The sequence below is a fragment of the Halomonas sp. PR-M31 genome, from assembly GCF_001039575.1.
Lineage (GTDB): Bacteria > Pseudomonadota > Gammaproteobacteria > Pseudomonadales > Halomonadaceae > Modicisalibacter.
This window is the reverse complement of record NZ_JIBT01000016.1, coordinates 23,625-39,732: the sequence shown is the minus strand read 5'-3', so window position 1 is coordinate 39,732 and position 16,108 is coordinate 23,625. Positions and strand designations below refer to the sequence as shown.

At 58.8% G+C, this 16,108-nt stretch carries 14 protein-coding genes and 1 pseudogene; 9 read left to right on the top strand and 6 right to left on the bottom strand.

Annotated features, from left to right (window positions below; translation table 11 throughout):
* Window positions 1–76: 76 nt before the first annotated feature.
* The 5 genes from CH74_RS05340 to CH74_RS05325 all read left to right on the top strand — a co-directional run bounded on the left by CH74_RS05340 (window position 77) and on the right by CH74_RS05325 (window position 4,681).
* The gene (locus CH74_RS05340; protein ID WP_253272961.1) at window positions 77–1,210 is read left to right on the top strand and encodes a sigma-54-dependent Fis family transcriptional regulator; all 1,134 of its coding nucleotides are present in this window, start codon (window positions 77–79) and stop codon (window positions 1,208–1,210) included.
* Between the two features lie 59 nt (window positions 1,211–1,269).
* Window positions 1,270–1,443, top strand: coding sequence for a helix-turn-helix domain-containing protein (locus tag CH74_RS19400; protein ID WP_253272960.1), 174 nt, complete (start codon window positions 1,270–1,272; stop codon window positions 1,441–1,443).
* Window positions 1,444–1,606: 163 nt separating this feature from the next.
* Entirely contained in the window at window positions 1,607–2,695 is a 1,089-nt protein-coding gene (locus tag CH74_RS05335) for a TRAP transporter substrate-binding protein (protein ID WP_048306450.1), read from the top strand.
* Window positions 2,695–3,330: a TRAP transporter small permease subunit gene (locus tag CH74_RS05330; RefSeq protein WP_048306449.1), complete on the top strand. Its 636-nt coding sequence runs from the start codon at window positions 2,695–2,697 to the stop codon at window positions 3,328–3,330. Before CH74_RS05335 ends, CH74_RS05330 begins: the two co-directional genes overlap by 1 nt.
* Window positions 3,323–4,681 carry a TRAP transporter large permease subunit gene (locus tag CH74_RS05325; RefSeq protein ID WP_048306448.1) on the top strand — a complete coding sequence of 453 codons (1,359 nt, stop codon included), beginning with the start codon at window positions 3,323–3,325 and terminating at the stop codon, window positions 4,679–4,681. The genes CH74_RS05330 and CH74_RS05325 overlap by 8 nt, the downstream gene beginning before the upstream one ends.
* Here the strand turns inward: CH74_RS05325 and CH74_RS05320 are convergent.
* The 6 genes and pseudogenes from CH74_RS05320 to CH74_RS19395 all read right to left on the bottom strand — a co-directional run.
* A complete protein-coding gene (locus CH74_RS05320; RefSeq protein WP_367379095.1) occupies window positions 4,678–6,024 on the bottom strand; it encodes a carbohydrate porin in 1,347 nt (448 codons plus the stop codon). The two genes, CH74_RS05325 and CH74_RS05320, sit on opposite strands and share 4 nt — an antisense overlap.
* Window positions 5,961–6,356 carry a hypothetical protein gene (locus CH74_RS19970; RefSeq protein ID WP_367379094.1) on the bottom strand — a complete coding sequence of 132 codons (396 nt, stop codon included), beginning with the start codon at window positions 6,354–6,356 and terminating at the stop codon, window positions 5,961–5,963. The genes CH74_RS05320 and CH74_RS19970 overlap by 64 nt, the downstream gene beginning before the upstream one ends.
* Before the next feature lie 302 nt (window positions 6,357–6,658).
* A complete protein-coding gene (locus CH74_RS05315; protein ID WP_253272959.1) occupies window positions 6,659–7,720 on the bottom strand; it encodes a LacI family DNA-binding transcriptional regulator in 1,062 nt (353 codons plus the stop codon).
* A 46-nt stretch (window positions 7,721–7,766) separates the two neighbouring features.
* Window positions 7,767–9,407 (bottom strand): alpha-amylase family glycosyl hydrolase, encoded by a 1,641-nt coding sequence (locus tag CH74_RS05310; protein ID WP_048306446.1) that lies wholly within the window; start codon window positions 9,405–9,407, stop codon window positions 7,767–7,769.
* A 44-nt stretch (window positions 9,408–9,451) separates the two neighbouring features.
* Window positions 9,452–11,080 (bottom strand): alpha-glucosidase, encoded by a 1,629-nt coding sequence (locus tag CH74_RS05305; protein WP_048306445.1) that lies wholly within the window; start codon window positions 11,078–11,080, stop codon window positions 9,452–9,454.
* A gap of 85 nt (window positions 11,081–11,165) precedes the next feature.
* Window positions 11,166–11,298, bottom strand: a pseudogene (locus CH74_RS19395) (carbohydrate ABC transporter permease); the annotation flags it as partial.
* 347 nt (window positions 11,299–11,645) lie between these two features.
* Between CH74_RS19395 and CH74_RS05300 the strand changes: the two are divergent.
* The 4 genes from CH74_RS05300 (at window position 11,646) to CH74_RS05285 (ending at window position 16,107) form a co-directional block, all read left to right on the top strand.
* Window positions 11,646–12,752, top strand: coding sequence for an HlyD family secretion protein (locus tag CH74_RS05300; protein ID WP_048306444.1), 1,107 nt, complete (start codon window positions 11,646–11,648; stop codon window positions 12,750–12,752).
* Window positions 12,753–12,793: 41 nt separating this feature from the next.
* The gene (locus CH74_RS05295; RefSeq protein ID WP_048306443.1) at window positions 12,794–14,302 is read left to right on the top strand and encodes a DHA2 family efflux MFS transporter permease subunit; all 1,509 of its coding nucleotides are present in this window, start codon (window positions 12,794–12,796) and stop codon (window positions 14,300–14,302) included.
* A gap of 270 nt (window positions 14,303–14,572) precedes the next feature.
* Entirely contained in the window at window positions 14,573–15,112 is a 540-nt protein-coding gene (locus CH74_RS05290; protein WP_253272958.1) for a (2Fe-2S)-binding protein, read from the top strand.
* On the top strand, window positions 15,109–16,107 hold the full coding sequence (locus tag CH74_RS05285) for a xanthine dehydrogenase family protein subunit M (RefSeq protein WP_048306442.1): 999 nt from the start codon (window positions 15,109–15,111) through the stop codon (window positions 16,105–16,107). The genes CH74_RS05290 and CH74_RS05285 overlap by 4 nt, the downstream gene beginning before the upstream one ends.
* The last annotated feature ends 1 nt before the right edge of the window (window position 16,108 follow it).

Below are 16,108 nucleotides of genomic sequence, written 5' to 3'. Positions count from 1 at the left end.
ACCTGTTTTTTTCGATCAACAAGAACAGGCCGTGATATGAATGAGGCGCCGATACGAGCTGCAGGAAATTTCGCCCATGAGCAATGACCCTCTTTCTCCACTGTTGCTGCTGCAAGGGCTCGATGCCATGAGCGAGTGGCTGGTGGTGGTGGATGATGATGCCCGTATCGTCTATCTGAACACGCCCTATGCAGATTTTCTCGACGTGGATGCGACGTCAGTGATCGGTCGGCCTGTCGCGGAGATCATCGAGAATACGCGAATGCCGGCGGTGCTGGCCTCTGGCAAGGCGGAGCTTGCCCAGCTTCAGATGCTGCGGGGGCATCACATGATTGCCCATCGCTACCCCATTCTTAGCGATGGCAAGGTCATCGGCGCTTTGGGCACGGTGATCTATCACGATACCTGGGAGTGGCGACAGATGGATGCTCAGGTCAAGGCGCTGGAAGCCCAGGTCGACTACTATCGCGAAGCCCTGGATGCGCGAGTCGGGGCGCGCTGGCGACTGGCTGATGTGATCGGTGAAAGCGAAGCGATCGCGTCTCTCAACACTCAGGTGCGCAAGATTGCCCCCGGCGATGCTGTGGTATTGATTCGCGGTGAAACCGGTACTGGCAAGGAGCTTTATGCCCATGCCCTGCACCGTTTGTCCGAGCGGGTCAACGGACCCTTCATCAAGCTCAACTGCGCTGCCATTCCGGAACAACTACTCGAGGCGGAGCTGTTCGGCTACGAGGAAGGTGCCTTTACCAGCGCCCGTAAAGGGGGCAAACCGGGCAAATTTCAGCTTGCCCATGGCGGGACGCTATTTCTCGACGAAATCGGCGACATGCCGCTGGCGGTGCAGGCCAAACTGTTACGAGTATTGCAGGATAAAGAGGTTGAAGCGATAGGGGCGGCTCGTTCGCGACCGGTGGACGTACGGATAATTGCCGCCACTCATCGCCCCTTGGAAAACCTGGTGAAGCGAGGCGAGTTTCGAGAGGATCTGTTCTATCGCATTCATGTAGTGCCCCTGATTATCCCGCCTTGCGGGAGCGACCTGAGGACATTCCGGCACTTGCCCGTCACCTTCTCAAACGCTTCGCCGAGCGACGTGGCCGGCGTTGCCCGGTGCTTAGCAAGGCAGCGCTTACCCTGTTGCGCCGACATGACTGGCCGGGCAATGTACGAGAGCTTGAGAACGTACTGGAAGCAGCCTTTTATTTAGGTGGGTCGCGGCTCGGAACAGACGACCTGCCCGAAACCCTGCGCCGCGGATCGGCCTTCATGCCGGGTGAACCACTCAAGCAGACGCTGATGCGGGCCGAGCGTGAGGCTATCAAGAAAGCGCTGGCAGTGTGTGATGGCAACCGGACTCGCGCTGCGAAACGACTTGGCATTGCCAAGTCGTCTTTATACGAAAAGCTGGCACGCCATTCCCTTGAAGTACCTGAAGCTTGATTGTCTCGAAGGCTGAAAACCGTCCGGATTTTCGGACGGTTTGGCTACTCTTTGACGCCCTGTCTAGAGCATTAGTCTAATAATACGCATAAAAACATTTTAAACGTTTGTTCTTATTATATTGTTTGGAAGGGCAACAACAACAACGTTCAAGGAGTCACACATGCGAAACAACGTTTTCTCTCGTACATTGATCGCAAGCGCCATTGGTGCGGCGGCCACTGCACTGCTGAGTGTGCCGGCGCTGGCCGAAGGGCCAAAGCGGCTCGATGTGGCCAGTACCTTCTCGACTCAGAACTTCCTGGGTGAAGGGGCGGTTCGCTTGTCCAAAGAGCTTGAGACGGCGACCGGCGGTGCGGTCAGCTTGCGCGTCCATGAGCCTGGCGATTTGGTGCCGCCTTTCGAGGTCTTTAATTCGGTCTCCTCCGGTGCGGTTCAGGCAGGCTGGGACTGGATGGGCTATTGGGCTGGCACGGTGCCGATCACCAATCTTTATGGCGCGCTCCCCTTCGGCCCGTCGCCTGAAGCCTTCATGTCTTGGATGTGGTCCGATGAAGGGACCGAACTGGTTCAGAAGGCCTACGATCCTTACGGCGTCAAGGTGCTGCCGTGTTTCATCTCACCCCAGGAAACCGGTGGCTGGTACAACAAGGAAATCAATACGCCGGAGGATTTCGATGGGCTGTCCGTGCGTATCTCCGGGCTGGGTGCCAAGGTACTCAACAAGCTCGGCGCATCCACCCAGCTTGTGCCGGGTAGCGAGATTTATCTAGCCCTGGAAAGAGGCCGGGTCGACGCCACGGAATTCTCGGTGCCCCAGGTCGATGCGGCCATGGGATTCGACGAAGTGGCGGAGTATTACTACTTCCCGGGTTGGCACCAGAGCGCCAGCTGGTTCTCGCTGCTGGTCAATCAGCAGGTCTGGGACGAGTACAGCGACGAGCGCAAAGCGCAGTTCGAGACCGCCTGTCGTGCCACGTTGCAATGGGCCATGGCCGAGGCGCCCCCGGAGCAGATGCGCACCATTCGCAAGCTCGAAGAGAAGGGTGTAAAGGTCAAACGCTTCCCGGATGAAGTCGTAAGCGCCCTGCAGGATGCCTGGGTCGAGGTGCGTCAAGAAGAGATGCAGAACAATCCGGATTTCGCCGAGGCTTATAAGTCGTTGATGAAACACGTGAAACTCATCGATGACTGGTACGAGCTGCAGGCCATGCCCGCACCCGAGCCGCTGCAGGATGAAGGAGAGAGCTGATGCCGCACTCCCACCTTGCTCCCTGGCGCGAGCGTGGTGCGCGGCTGTGTGACGCCCTGGCCCGACCGTTGATCGGGCTGGGGGTCGTCGTCGGGCGCATCAGTAGCTGGCTGGTGCTGCTGGTGATGCTGGCCGTGCTCACGACGATCACGCTCAATGCCCTGGGCATCAATGAGATCGCGCGCTGGAACGATAGCGTTGTGCTGTTCGGCAAGGCGCTGACCATCAATAGCGTGACCGAGCTGCAGTGGCACCTGTTCGGCATTCTTACGCTGCTCGGCGGCACCTACGCACTGCATCGCGATACCCATGTACGGGTCGATCTGATCTATCAGAAGCTTTCGCCCCAAGGGCGCGCCGTCATCGATATTCTCGGTCATCTACTGATGCTGATTCCGTTTTGCCTTCTCATTGCCTGGCTGTCCAAGCATTTCGTGAGCATGTCCTATCTGTCCAACGAACAATCCAACTACGGCGGCCTGACGGATCGCTATTTGATCAAGGCGATGCTGCCTATCGGTCTGGTATTCCTGGCTCTCGGCGCTCTAGGGCAGATACTGCGCAATCTGGCCGGGCTTTTCGATCCTGCGCGCCTAGAGCCATCGTCCACTAAAGAGGAGCCGATTCATGGCTGAGTTTCTGGCCGAGTATGCCCTGGCCATCGCCATGGTCGTTGCGCTGCTGGTGGGGATATTTTCCGGCTATCCGGTGGCATTTCTGCTCGGGGGTCTGGGCATCGCCTTCGCCTTTATCGGCGACATTCCCATTCCCTTTCTGGGCACGGTAGGGTCGCGCATTTTTGGTGGCGTCATCGAAAACTGGCTGATGATCGCCATTCCGCTATTCGTCTTCATGGGGCTGATGCTGGAGCGCTCCGGCGTCGCCCGACGCCTGTTGCTGACGCTGCAGCGACTGTTCGGTCGCACCCCCGGGGGGCTTGCCATCTCGGTGGCGATTCTTGGGGTGGTCATGGCAGCGAGTACCGGCATCATCGGCGCCTCGGTGGTCATGCTGGGCCTGCTGGCGCTGCCGGTGATGATGAAGCAAGGCTACCGCGCGGAAATGGCCTGCGGCGTGATTGCCGCCTCGGGTACTTTGGGCATTCTGATTCCGCCTTCCATCATGCTGGTACTGATGGGCTCGATCCTGCAGATATCCGTCGGCGCTTTGTTCAAGGCCGCGCTGCTACCCGGGCTCCTGCTGGGTGCTTTGTATGTCGCCTATCTGCTGATCACCGCCTGGATAAAGCCCGAATGGGCGCCGCTTGCCGACCCTGACGCACATGATGCGGACGATACGCCCCTGGCCCTGGCGCTATTGCGGGATCTACTCGGACCGGTGCTTTTGATCACCGCCGTGCTCGGTTCGATCATGGCAGGTATCGCCACGCCGACGGAGGCGGCCGCCATCGGTGCCGTGGGTAGCCTGCTGCTGGCACTGGTCATGCGCAGTCTGGACTATGCAACCCTGCGTGACGCGGTGCGGGAAACCTCACGTACCTCCGCAATGATTCTTTTCGTGGTGATCGGCGCGACCTGTTTCTCGGTGGTGTTCAAGCGCCTGGGCGGGGATTACATGATCGAGGAGATGATCACCGGTACCGGCCTTGGGCCTTATGGCCTGCTGCTGCTGATAATGGGGCTGATCTTCGTGCTGGGCTTTTTCCTCGAATGGATCGAGATCAGCTTCGTGGTGCTGCCCTTGGTGGCACCGGTGGTAGAACTGCTCGACTTCGGTCTTGGCTTGTCAGGGCAAGGGCTTTTAGTTTGGTTTGCGATTCTGGTGGCGATCAATCTGCAGACGAGCTTTCTGACGCCTCCTTTCGGCTATGCCCTGTTCTATCTCAAGGGAATCACGGAAGGACAAATCGGCATCGGTACCATCTATCTCTCCATTATTCCCTTCGTGCTGCTGCAGTTGATTGGGCTGACCCTGTGTATCGTCTTCCCGTCGTTGGTGCTGTGGTTGCCGGGTCTAATGCCTTAGAACCAGATCTCCATCTGGGTACCGAAGCTCCACTGCCCGCCGGTGAAGCCTTCGGTACCAAAGGAGTCCTCCTCGCTGTAGGCGTTTAACTCGTCATCCCAGTCGGAATAGGAGGCAAAGACCCGAACCTCCGGACGCGCCCAGAAGCCGCCCACTAGAGGCTTGAAGGTCGGGGCAATGGTGAACTTGCTGTAACCGCCACTCACCGAGCTGCGCTCTCGATAGCCCTTGGGATCGAGATCCATGTATTGGTAGCTTGCCTCGTACTGCATCTCGAAATTCTCGGTTAGCTCGTTGGCCAGGCGAAAATTGACGGTGGCCCACTGATAGTCGTCGCCTTCCACATAGCGGTCGTCGCTGACTTCGGCAAGCAGCATTGGTGCGATGCGCCAAGTGGGTGCGATGTAGGTGGTGCCATAGACGGCGACCCGGGTCGCCGTGGCATCGTCGGTCAGGTTGCCGTCGGCACCGATATTCTTGACCTCGGCCCCCAGGCCCTGGCCATGCAGTATGGCGGCCTTGAAGGTGCCCTCGCCGATGCCGAAAAACGTATCGCCATGATAGGCCAGCATGGTGTGAAAGCCGTCGTCAGCTCCTTTTTCGCCACGATTGGTCACCGTCGTCTCGTCGGTCACCGTCATGTCACCGGTGTCCGGGTCCGTCGTCACTATCTGGCGGCTATCGGTTCTGACGTCGTTGAAGCGATCGTCGTTGTCCGCGGCGGACAAGCCGCTGACCATCCACTGCCAGTTGCCGAAGTAGTTGTTGGCGGTCAAGGTCAGGTTGTCGGTATCGCCGTTGATGGCCGTCTCGTCGGTAACGATGTCGAAATCGCTGTAGCTGCGACCGTAAAGGGAGAAGTTGGCTTTCCACTGATCGGTCAATTGAACGTCGTAGACCCCGCCACCGGTACCCGCTAGAAAAATGAAATCGCTGTCGAGCCAGTGGATATCGTAGTTGTCGCGATCGAAGCGCTTACCGGCCCATACCGAGGCGTTTTCGAAGGCGCCGGTGAAACTTGGCAGCTCGCTGAGCTCCACGAAGGCCTGGCGCAGGTTAAGATTCGATTCTTCGGCGGTCCAGTCGTTGCTGGTGGTCAATGAGTCCGCCAGCATGATGCTGTAAAGGGATTTGGCGCCGTTATCGAAGTTCTGCCGGTAGTTGAAGACGGCTTCGATGTAGGTGTCCGGCTCGTTGCCCAGTCGTCCCACCGCGCCACCGAGCGGACCTGCCGGCGAAATGTAGGGGCCGCCGGGACTGCTCTTGCCATCTTCGCCGATCAACAGTCCCGAGCGGGCGTAGGCCTCATAGGACAACCCTTCCTCGCCCTCAGCGTGGCGCATTGCCTTGGCAAGACTTTCGTCGCCTGATCCTTCGATACGCTTGGCGTGACGGCCTGTTCCTCGCTCTCATTATTGGCAGGTGCTTGGCGCTGAGCCACCGGCTGCTCGCTTTCTGCGCCGGTCGGTGCCTGACGCTGGGCCATTTGATTCTCGGCGCGAATGGCTCGCTGCTCTGCCTGCTCGGCACGCCTTTCGGCAGCGGCGACACGTGCCTCGAGGGCGGCCAAGCGCTCTTCGAGACTTGCCTCCTGTGCCAGGGCTGGATCGATTGCATTGAACACTACAAGTGCAACGGCTATTGCCAAGGGAGCCTTGCGTATGACTGTGTTCATGTTGTTGTCCTTTTGGGCTTTTGTCATCACGTTGCGTTTGCCGATCGGAGACGATGTTTTCGGCAAAGCTTAATCGTTTAAGTGAAAACTCAAAAAAATACCGATCAGCCAGATTACCGGAAAGGCGGTCGGAATCAGTGTCGATATATTGAAGTTAGACGATCAAGTTGTACGAATACAAAATGTTTCGTGAGGCATTTCAACTAATGTCTAGTCCTTGAATCTCGCCTCTTCAGTATGTCCACGAGATGATCATTTCTCTGGACAGGAAAGCGACCGGCTTGATGCTTCAAGAGCGGGTTCTAGGTTGATGACGGGCAGGTCTCGCCTAGGATCAGCTCGGTTTCCAGCCATTTTGTGGACATGGGTTCCTTGCCCAGAATCATTGATGCCGCAAGACGCCCCTTGGCGACGCTATCCTGGCGCACGGTGGTCAGGCGCGGAGCGCGGTATTGGCCTTCAGCAATGCCATCGAAACCGGTGATGCGCAAATCGTCGGGAATGCGCAGGCCGCGCTGCTCCGCCAGGGTCAGCGCCGTCAAGGCAATACGATCCGACATGCAAAGCAAGAGATTCGGACGCTTATCATCCGGCAAATCAAGAATTTCCTCGATCACCGGCACGCAGACCGCAAAGGTATTCTCCTCGATGTTCCACATCGGCACGCCGGCCGGATCGAGACCGTGTTCCTGGAAGGCGCGTTGGAAACCCTGCAGGCGATGACGGGTGATCGTTTGAGCAGCCGTCAACAGCTCTTGCTCGTCAGTGACACGGCCGTTGCAAGGGTTTTTGGTGAGTCGTAGGCTGATCACCGCCGGTCGCTGCGGTAAATGGGCGAGGGCATGGCAGGCAATCGCATAACTTGCCTGCTCGTTGTTCACGTGTACCGTCGGGCAGCCTTCGAGATCGTAATCGATCGTCACGAAAGGGTGTCGTGAGGGCAGGTCGGCGAGCATCTTCTGGTTGGGCATCAAGCCGTAGACGATGAAGCCGTCCGCCATGCTTGCGGAGTCGGGAATCCGGTTGCTGTGTTGACGCCCCGAGACCAGTAGCAGCGTATGGCCATGGGCATCGAGCACTTCGGCAATACCTGACAGCAACTCGCTTGCCACGGCATCGTTCAGGCTATAGGTAAGACTCTCGGAGAGTACGACAGTGACGATGCGTGAGCGACCGGTGCGTAGGCTGCGTGCCGTGGCATCCGGGCCGCTGTAACCCATGGCCTTGGCTTCTCGCAGAATGCGATCGCGCAGCGCCGTCGATAGCTGGTCGGGACGATTGAAGGCATTGGAGACCGTTGCGATAGAAATATCGAGCCGTGTAGCCAGCTCCTTCAGGGTAGTGCGGCGAGGCGGTGGCGGCACGGGCATTCACCATTGCAAGCAGTGCGTGACAAGTGCCGCCATTTTATCAGCTAAGCACCAGCCAAGCAGCCGTGCCCGGCGCAAGCAACAGGGTATTGCCCTTGCGCTGAGCGGCGACGGGCTCGGGTAGCGGCAATGGCTGCCAGTCTTGAACACCTTCGATCAGCGTGGCGGGCTCAATGCAGTGCGCCTGTTCCCGGTCTAAATTGGCCAAACACAGCAGGCGCCGCTGCCCCAGCGTGCGCAGCAGGGCGAAAACGTTTTCAGGCAATGTGTGGGGCAACAGGATCTGCTCGCCGTGGCGCAAGATTTCCTCGTTGGTACGCAAATGCAACAGCCGGCGGACCTGCATCAGCAGGCTGTGCGGATCGTTGTCCTGGGCTTCGACCGTCAGCCGAGGGTGGCGGGGATCAATCGGCAGCCAAAGCGGTTCAGGGGAGGCGCTGAAGCCGCTATTGATGCCGGTGTTCCAAGGCATGGGGGTACGGCTGCCGTCGCGCCCCTTGATATCGGGCCAGAGATTGATTCCGAAAGGGTCCTGCAAATCCTCGAAGGCAATTTCCGCTTCCGGCAGCCCAAGTTCCTCGCCCTGATAAAGCCCTAGACTGCCCCGCAGGGAGCAAAGAATGGTCAAGGCCAGCAGGGCGCGAGGCTCACTCCAGCGGCTGGCGCTTCTGATCACGTCATGATTGGAGAGCGACCAGCAGGGCCAGGTGTTGTCGCCGAGTTCGGCAAAACGAGCCAGCACCCGATAAAGCTGACCCGCATCGCCTTCGGAGCCGAGTAGATCGAAGGTGTAGGCCATGTGCAGACGCGAATCCCCAGCGGTGTAGGCGGCCATGGTGACCAACTGATTGTCACCGGCGATCTCGCCGATGCTGGTCGAGCCCGGATATTGATCGAGCAGGTCACGAACACGCTCGAGAAATGCCAGGTTTTCCGGCTGCTCGATATTATGCTGCTGACATTGATAGCTTTGCGGGTTGGCGGGGCTGATACGATCCGGCGGGGCGGGCGGATTATCGGTCAGGGCTTGATCATGGAAATAGTAGTTGACCACGTCGAAGCGAAAACCGTCGACTCCAAGCTCCAGCCAGAAGCGCAGGTTGTCGAGCTGAGCATGCTGTACTTGAGGATTATGGAAGTTGAGATCCGGCTGAGTCGGCAGGAAGTTGTGCAGGTAATACTGGCGCCGCCTGGAATCGAAGGACCAGGCCCGACCGCCGAAGGCAGCCATCCAGTTATTGGGCGCATTGCCGTCGGGTTTGGGATCCGCCCACACATACCAGTCCGCCTTGGCATTGTGGCGATTCTGACGGCTTTCCTGAAACCAGGAGTGCAGGTCCGAGCTGTGAGACAAGACCTGATCGATGATCACCCGCAGACCCAGCTCGTGGGCTCGGACGATCAGCGCACAGAAGTCGTCGAGGGTGCCGAACATGGGGTCGACGTTGCGATAATCCGCCACGTCGTAGCCGAAGTCCTTCATCGGCGAGGTGAAAAAGGGCGACAGCCATATGGCATCGACTCCAAGGCTTGCCACGTAATCAAGCCGCAGGGTGATGCCGGGCAAATCGCCTATGCCATCTCCATTGGCGTCCATGAAGCTGCGCGGATAGATCTGATAGATCGTGGCCCCGCGCCACCACTCCAGGTTCTCGTCACCCCGCAATTGAGATAGCGTCATGCAACAACCTCCTTGTTCGTGAATGTCAGGCAACGCCGCAATGGTCAATCGAGGGCGAAGAAACCGGCCTGATAGGGTGGCAGGCGTAGTTCATTGTTCTGCAGCTCGACACCGAAATCATGGTTGTCGAACTGTTTGCCGACACTCATCGATAGCGGCGTCGATTGAGATTCACCGGTTAGATTGAAAACGCACAGCAGCCGTTCTCCCCCATTCTTTTCGTCGGCTTGGCGCACGAACCCCAGTAGATGCTCGCCTGCATCGATTAGTTCGATATCGCCGTCCACCAAGGCCGGATGCGCGGCGCGAAAGCACAGCATGCGCCGCACCGTATTGAGAACGGAATGAGTGTCCTGCTGCTGGCGACTGATCGCCAGGGCCAGGTGGCGCGGATCCATCGGCAGCCAGGGGCCTACCTGGGAGAAGCCGCCGTGGTCGATATCGTCCCAGGGCATCGGCGTGCGCGAGCCGTCCCGGCCCTTGAACTCCGGCCACAACACTTTGCCGTAGGGGTCTTGAATGTGTTCGAAGGGCACGTCGGATTCCGGTAGCCCCAACTCCTCACCCTGATACAGACAGACGCTGCCACGCAGGGAGAACAGCATTGCCAGCGCCACCTTGGGATAGGCAAAGGGGTCCTGGTCGAGTCCCCAGCGAGAGGCGCTGCGCATGACGTCGTGATTGGACAGCGCCCAGCAGGGCCAGGCATCCCCGGCGACCCGCTCGAAGCGGTTGATGACTTCGCGAATGTAGGCCGCCGAGTTCGGCGCGTTGAGCAGATCAAATGTGTAGGCCATATGCAGCTTGTCACCGCCGGCCATGTATTCCGCCATGCGCTCCAGCGGATTGTCGTCACCGATCTCGCCGACCGTGGTGGTGCCGGGGAATTCGTCCATCAACGCTCGCATTTCTTTTAGAAAGCCGATGTTTTCTGGACGGCTGATATCGTACAGGTGGCGCTGCCAGGTGTAGGGGTTGCTGTCCGGGGCGCCCAGGGTCTTGCTCTCGTGGGGCGCCACCGGCGGATTATCCCGAAGCTCGAGATCGTGATAGTAGAAATTGACCGTGTCCAGGCGAAAGCCATCGACTCCCAGTTCCAGCCAGAAGCGCATGTTGTCGAGCTGGGCGGTGCGCACCTCTGAGTTATGGAAATTGAGGTCCGGCTGGCTGGTCAGGAAATTGTGCAGATAATATTGGCGGCGCCGGGAATCAAAGGTCCAGGCAGGTCCGCCGAAAATCGACAGCCAATTGTTGGGCGGGGTGCCGTCGGGCTTGGGGTCTGCCCACACATACCAGTCCGCCTTGTCGTTATGGCGATTCTGACGGCTTTCCTTGAACCAGGGATGCTCATCCGAGCTATGGCTCACCACCTGATCGATGATGATCTTGAGTCCTAGCTCGTGGGCCCGGCTCAGCAGCGCCTTGAAGTCATCAAGGGTACCGAACATCGGATCGACGCCGCGATAGTCGCTGACGTCGTAGCCGAAATCCAGCATCGGCGAAGTAAAGAAGGGCGACAGCCAGATACCGTCTACCCCAAGGCTTGCCACATAGTCGAGGCGATGAATGATGCCTCGCAGATCACCGATTCCGTCGCCGTTCGCATCCATGAAGCTGCGTGGATAGATCTGATAAATGACGCCACCGCGCCACCAGGTCAGATTGTCTTGCATCTATGGTTCCTTGAGTTGATAAGGCACGATCCTGTGCGAAAACCCAGCGTCCATTGCGAATGCTCAGGCGTTGCTCAGCCTTTAGTAGGGTGAAGATGGTGTGGCTGAGTATCAACCCTTCTGGATGATTATAAAGCTCGAGGGCATAGATGACCTCGAACAATCCTGAAAGTACCGCGATCTGGAGGAATGAAGACGCCGAGAATGCTCAGCATCACCGGAGGGCGCCTACGCAGCATGAGCTTCGACCTCGCGGAATTGTGGTTATCGAACAGACAAAGCCGGGTGATTCATTGACGCTTACTTAATCCTTTAAGTTTAAGTTAACGTAGTGGTCCTTATCCTTGCCATCAATATAGACTTTGGATGCAATGCCAGCCTGCGCATCAAGGCCGACTTGCTGGAAGCGCCTTGATCATGTACATAGACGCACAGCGGCGGTTGGCCATGAAGCTATGGATATGCCGGTCGTCGTCGTTGCGAGCAAGCTGGTTGCGATTAAAGGAATCGGTAGCGATGGTCGCTATTACGACAAGTATTGGCGGCAAGTATCTAGGGAGCAGGCATGAAAAAGGGCGTAAAGATGACGATGGCAGTGATCGTCGTGGTAGCCCTTGCCGGCCTGGTTTGGTGGGGCATTCACTGGTGGTTGACCGGGCGCTTCATCGAAGAGACCGACAACGCCTACGTACATAGCGATAGTGTCGCGTTGCGCCCGGAGCTCTCGGCGCGGGTCATTGAAGTCGCGGTTGACGACAACCAGTCAGTACAAAAAGGCGACTTGTTGGTGCGTCTGGATGCCAGGGATGCCCAGGATCGAATAGCCAAGGCCGAAGCCCAGCAGGCCGTGGCGGCGGCCAATATTGTCGAGGCGCGGCGCCAGGTGGCACTGCAACAGGCTGCCATCGACGAGACCCAGGCCCAGGTCAGCGCTGCGGAAGCGGATGTGCAGCAGGGACGTCAGAACCTGGAGCGCTCCACGTCTCTGGAATCGCGTCAATACGTCTCACGGCAGAAGCTCGAGGATGATCAGACTGCTCTCACCGTCGCGCAGTCGACCCTGGCCATGCGCCGTGCCGCCGTGAATTCCGCCAAGCGGCAGCTGGCCGTCGCCGAGGCCAGCGTTGAAAGCGCCCAAGCCAATTACGAAGCGGCAGCGGCGGATCTTGCCTATGAACGCAACCAACTCGACAAGACACGGCTTGTGGCGCCGCGTAGTGGCGTGGTGACCAACGTCGATGTCGAAAACGGCGATCTGGCTCAGCCATCGATGACGTTGATGCAGCTGGTGCCGATCGAATCCGCCTACGTTATCGCCAACTATAAAGAAACCCAGATTACCCGCATGCGGATCGGTCAGCCGGTGGATATCGAGATCGACGCCTATCCTGGCATTGCGTTCAAGGGCGTGGTGGAGAGTCTGGCACCGGCGACCGGCAGCGAGTTCAGCCTGCTGCCTCGAGACAACGCCACCGGCAATTTCAACAAGATCGTGCAGCGCCTCCCGGTGAAGATTCGTGTCACCGGACCCGTTCAGGCCCTTGATCGTCTGCGGGCCGGGCTTTCCGTGGTGCCACAGATCGATACTCGAAATCTCGATCCCGATATCGAAGCCGCCCCAGATAAGGCGCCTGTCGCTACCGAAAATCCCGCGCCATCTCCCGCCTCGTGAGTGATGCCGTCGCAGCAACGCCGACTCCTGGCGTCAGCGACATGCCTCCCTGGATTCAACGCTGGGGCTTTATCGCGGCGGTATTCGGCATGTTCATGGCGATCCTGGACATCCAGATCGTGGCAAGCTCCCTCAACGAAATCCAAGCTGGAGTGTCCGCCAGCGATGACGAAATCTCCTGGGTCCAGACTTCCTATCTGATTGCCGAAATCGTCATGATTCCGCTGTCTGGCATGCTTACCCGCATTCTCTCCACCCGCATCGCCTTCGTCATTTCCAGTGCCGGCTTCACCTTGGCAAGCCTGGGCTGTGCCCTGGCGGGCAGCATCGAACAGCTGATCGTGCTACGTGCCATTCAGGGCTTCATGGGCGGGGCGATGATCCCCATCACTCAGGCAATAAGCTTCTCGATCTTCCCCCGCCGGGTGATGGGCAGCGTACAGGCGGTGATCGGCATGGTGGTGACCATGGCGCCTTCCATTGGGCCGACGGTGGGCGGCTATATCACCGAGTTCGCCAGCTGGCACTGGCTGTTTCTGGCCAATCTGATTCCCGGCATTATCGTGACTTGGGCCGCCTGGAAGTGTCTTGATATTGATAAAGGCGACCGAGAGGCGGCGCGACGACTGGATATATTTGGTTTGACGCTACTGGCGATATTCCTGGGTAGCCTGGAATTCGTGCTGGAGGAAGGCCCCGGCGACGACTGGTTTGCCAGCAGCCTGATTCTGACCATGACGATGATCTGTGCCGCGGCCTGCATCGGCTTCTTTTACCGCACACTGACCGTCGATCATCCCATCGTCGATCTACGTGCCTTCGCCAATCGCAACTTCGCACTCGGGGCGGGGCTCGGGTTCGTCATCGGCATCGCACTCTACGGGCTGGTCTACATCATGCCGCTGTTTTTTGGTTACGTACGCGGCTACTCGAGTCTGCAGATTGGCGAGGTGATGTTCGTCACCGGGGTAGCGATGTTCTTTTCTGCCCCTCTCGCAGGCAAACTATCCAACCATGTGGATCTGCGGGGGCTGCTGTTTGTTGGCTTGGCTCTGGTGGGAATCGGCACGGTGATGAATGCCAATCTGACCTCAGAGTCGGGTTTCTGGCAGTTTTTCTGGCCTCAGGTCGTGCGGGGCGTGGGCCTGATCATGTGCTTGATTCCCGCCTCCCGTATCGCGTTGGGGACGCTGCCGCTACATGAAGTGGGCAACGCCAGCGGCTTGTTCAACGTGATGCGCAATCTCGGCGGCGCCGTGGGGCTGGCACTGCTCGATACGGTACGCGATATTCAGGTGGACTATCACTGGAACCAGCTGATTCCGGCGCTGGATACCGGCCGCGCCGTGGTCATCGAGGAACTGGCCCGCTATCAGACGCTGTTCGAAGGCCATGTTGCCGACCCCTATCGCAGCGCCGTGGCCATGCTGGGTCAGCGCGTCTATCTACAGGCCGAGGTGCTGGCCTTCAACGACATCTTCCTGTGGCTGGGACTCATCTATTTGGGCTGCGTGCCGCTGGTGTTGTTACTCAAGCGCATCGATGCCTGAGAATCTATCCATGACCTGCTGCGTGTCGGTCATACAGCGTTGAAACCGATCTGGTGCGCTAGCCCGGTCCACATGCTCATTTACCCCAGTAAACTCCGCTATGTCGCCCGGTTTCGCCTTGTCTGATCCTAACTCGCTAGCTCATGAACAGATTCTGGAATTCGAGAAATTGTTCTGTTTCCGATATTCCCCTAGTTTTAATAAACCCTCGAGCAAGCGAACCGTGACGTTTGCCACGAGTCGTAGTATGGCATCGACAAGGAGATGGCTATGAACATGAAGGAGTATTCCACCCAGACCAAGGCGGTGGAAACCGATACGACGGTGACACTGACCGTCAACGGCGAGCCGCGCCAGCTGAGGGTTCCCCCCAACGTGGGGCTGCTGGATGCGCTGCGCGATCGGCTCGGCCTCACCGGCACCAAGAAAGGCTGCGATCACGGCCAGTGCGGGGCCTGCACGGTGCATCTCGACGGCCAGGCAATCAACTCCTGCCTGATGCTTGCGGTGATGTGTGAAGGGCACGAGGTGACCACAGTTGAAGGCTTGGCAAGCGATGCTGGTCTGCATCCTGTGCAGCAGGCTTTTCTCGAAAACGACGCCTATCAGTGCGGTTTCTGCACCCCAGGGCAGATGATGTCTGCCTCAGCGCTGCTTGAAGACGATCGGATCGGCACCGACGATGCAGCGGTGCGCGAGGCGATGAGCGGCAATATCTGTCGCTGCGGCGCTTACAAGAACATTCTCGCGGCCATTCAGACGGCGCGTGAGCAGATGCAAGATGCACAAACAAAGGGCAAAACCTCATGAGAACCTTTGCCTTCTCCGCCGCCGAGAACGTCGATCAGGCGATCATTGCCTGCGAGAGCAACAATGCGGAGGCGTCCTATATCGCTGGCGGCACCACCCTGATCGATCTGGTCAAGCTCGATGTGATGCGCCCCGAGCGCGTCATCGACCTCAACCGCCTGCCCCTCAAGGAAGTCGAGCGGCTCGATGACGGTCGGCTGCGCATCGGTGCGCTGGTCAGCAATACCGACCTGGCGCATCACCCGCTGGTAACGCAGCACTATCCGCTGCTCTCCCAGGCGCTGCTTGCCGGCGCCTCCACCCAGCTGCGCAACATGGCCACCACCGCCGGCAATATCATGCAGCGCACTCGCTGCCCCTATTTCCGCGACGTCGCCGCGGCCTGCAACAAGCGTGACCCCGGCAGCGGCTGCGATGCCCTGGGGGGCATCAATCGCATGCACGCCTTGCTGGGTACCAGCGAACACTGCATCGCCACCCATCCGTCGGACATGTGCGTGGCCATGGCGGCTCTCGGCGCGACCTTGGCGCTCGAAGGACCAAACGGTGTCCGGGAGATTGCCTTTGGTGATTTCCACCGGCTGCCCATGGATCGCCCGGATCTCGAACATGAGCTCGAACCGAATGAACTGATTACGCACATTACCCTGGATACGCCAGTTGTCGGTGGCGGTTCCCACTATCTCAAGCTGCGCGACCGGGCGTCCTATGAGTTTGCCCTGGCATCCGCTGCGGTGGTGGTGGCCGTTGAAGACGGCGTGATTCGCGACGCGCGATTGGCCTTGGGCGGTGTCGCTACCAAGCCTTGGCAGGCGATGGAAGCCGAACAGGCGCTCACCGGTCAACCGGCGAAAACCGAGAGCTTCGAAAAGGCAGCAGAGATAGCGCTGGCGGATGCGCTGCCCCGAGAGCACAACGCCTTTAAGGTGCCGTTGGCGCGTCAGGCCATCCTGCGGGCGCTTGAAAAGGCCACCCAGGCGGCCATGAACAGCTAAA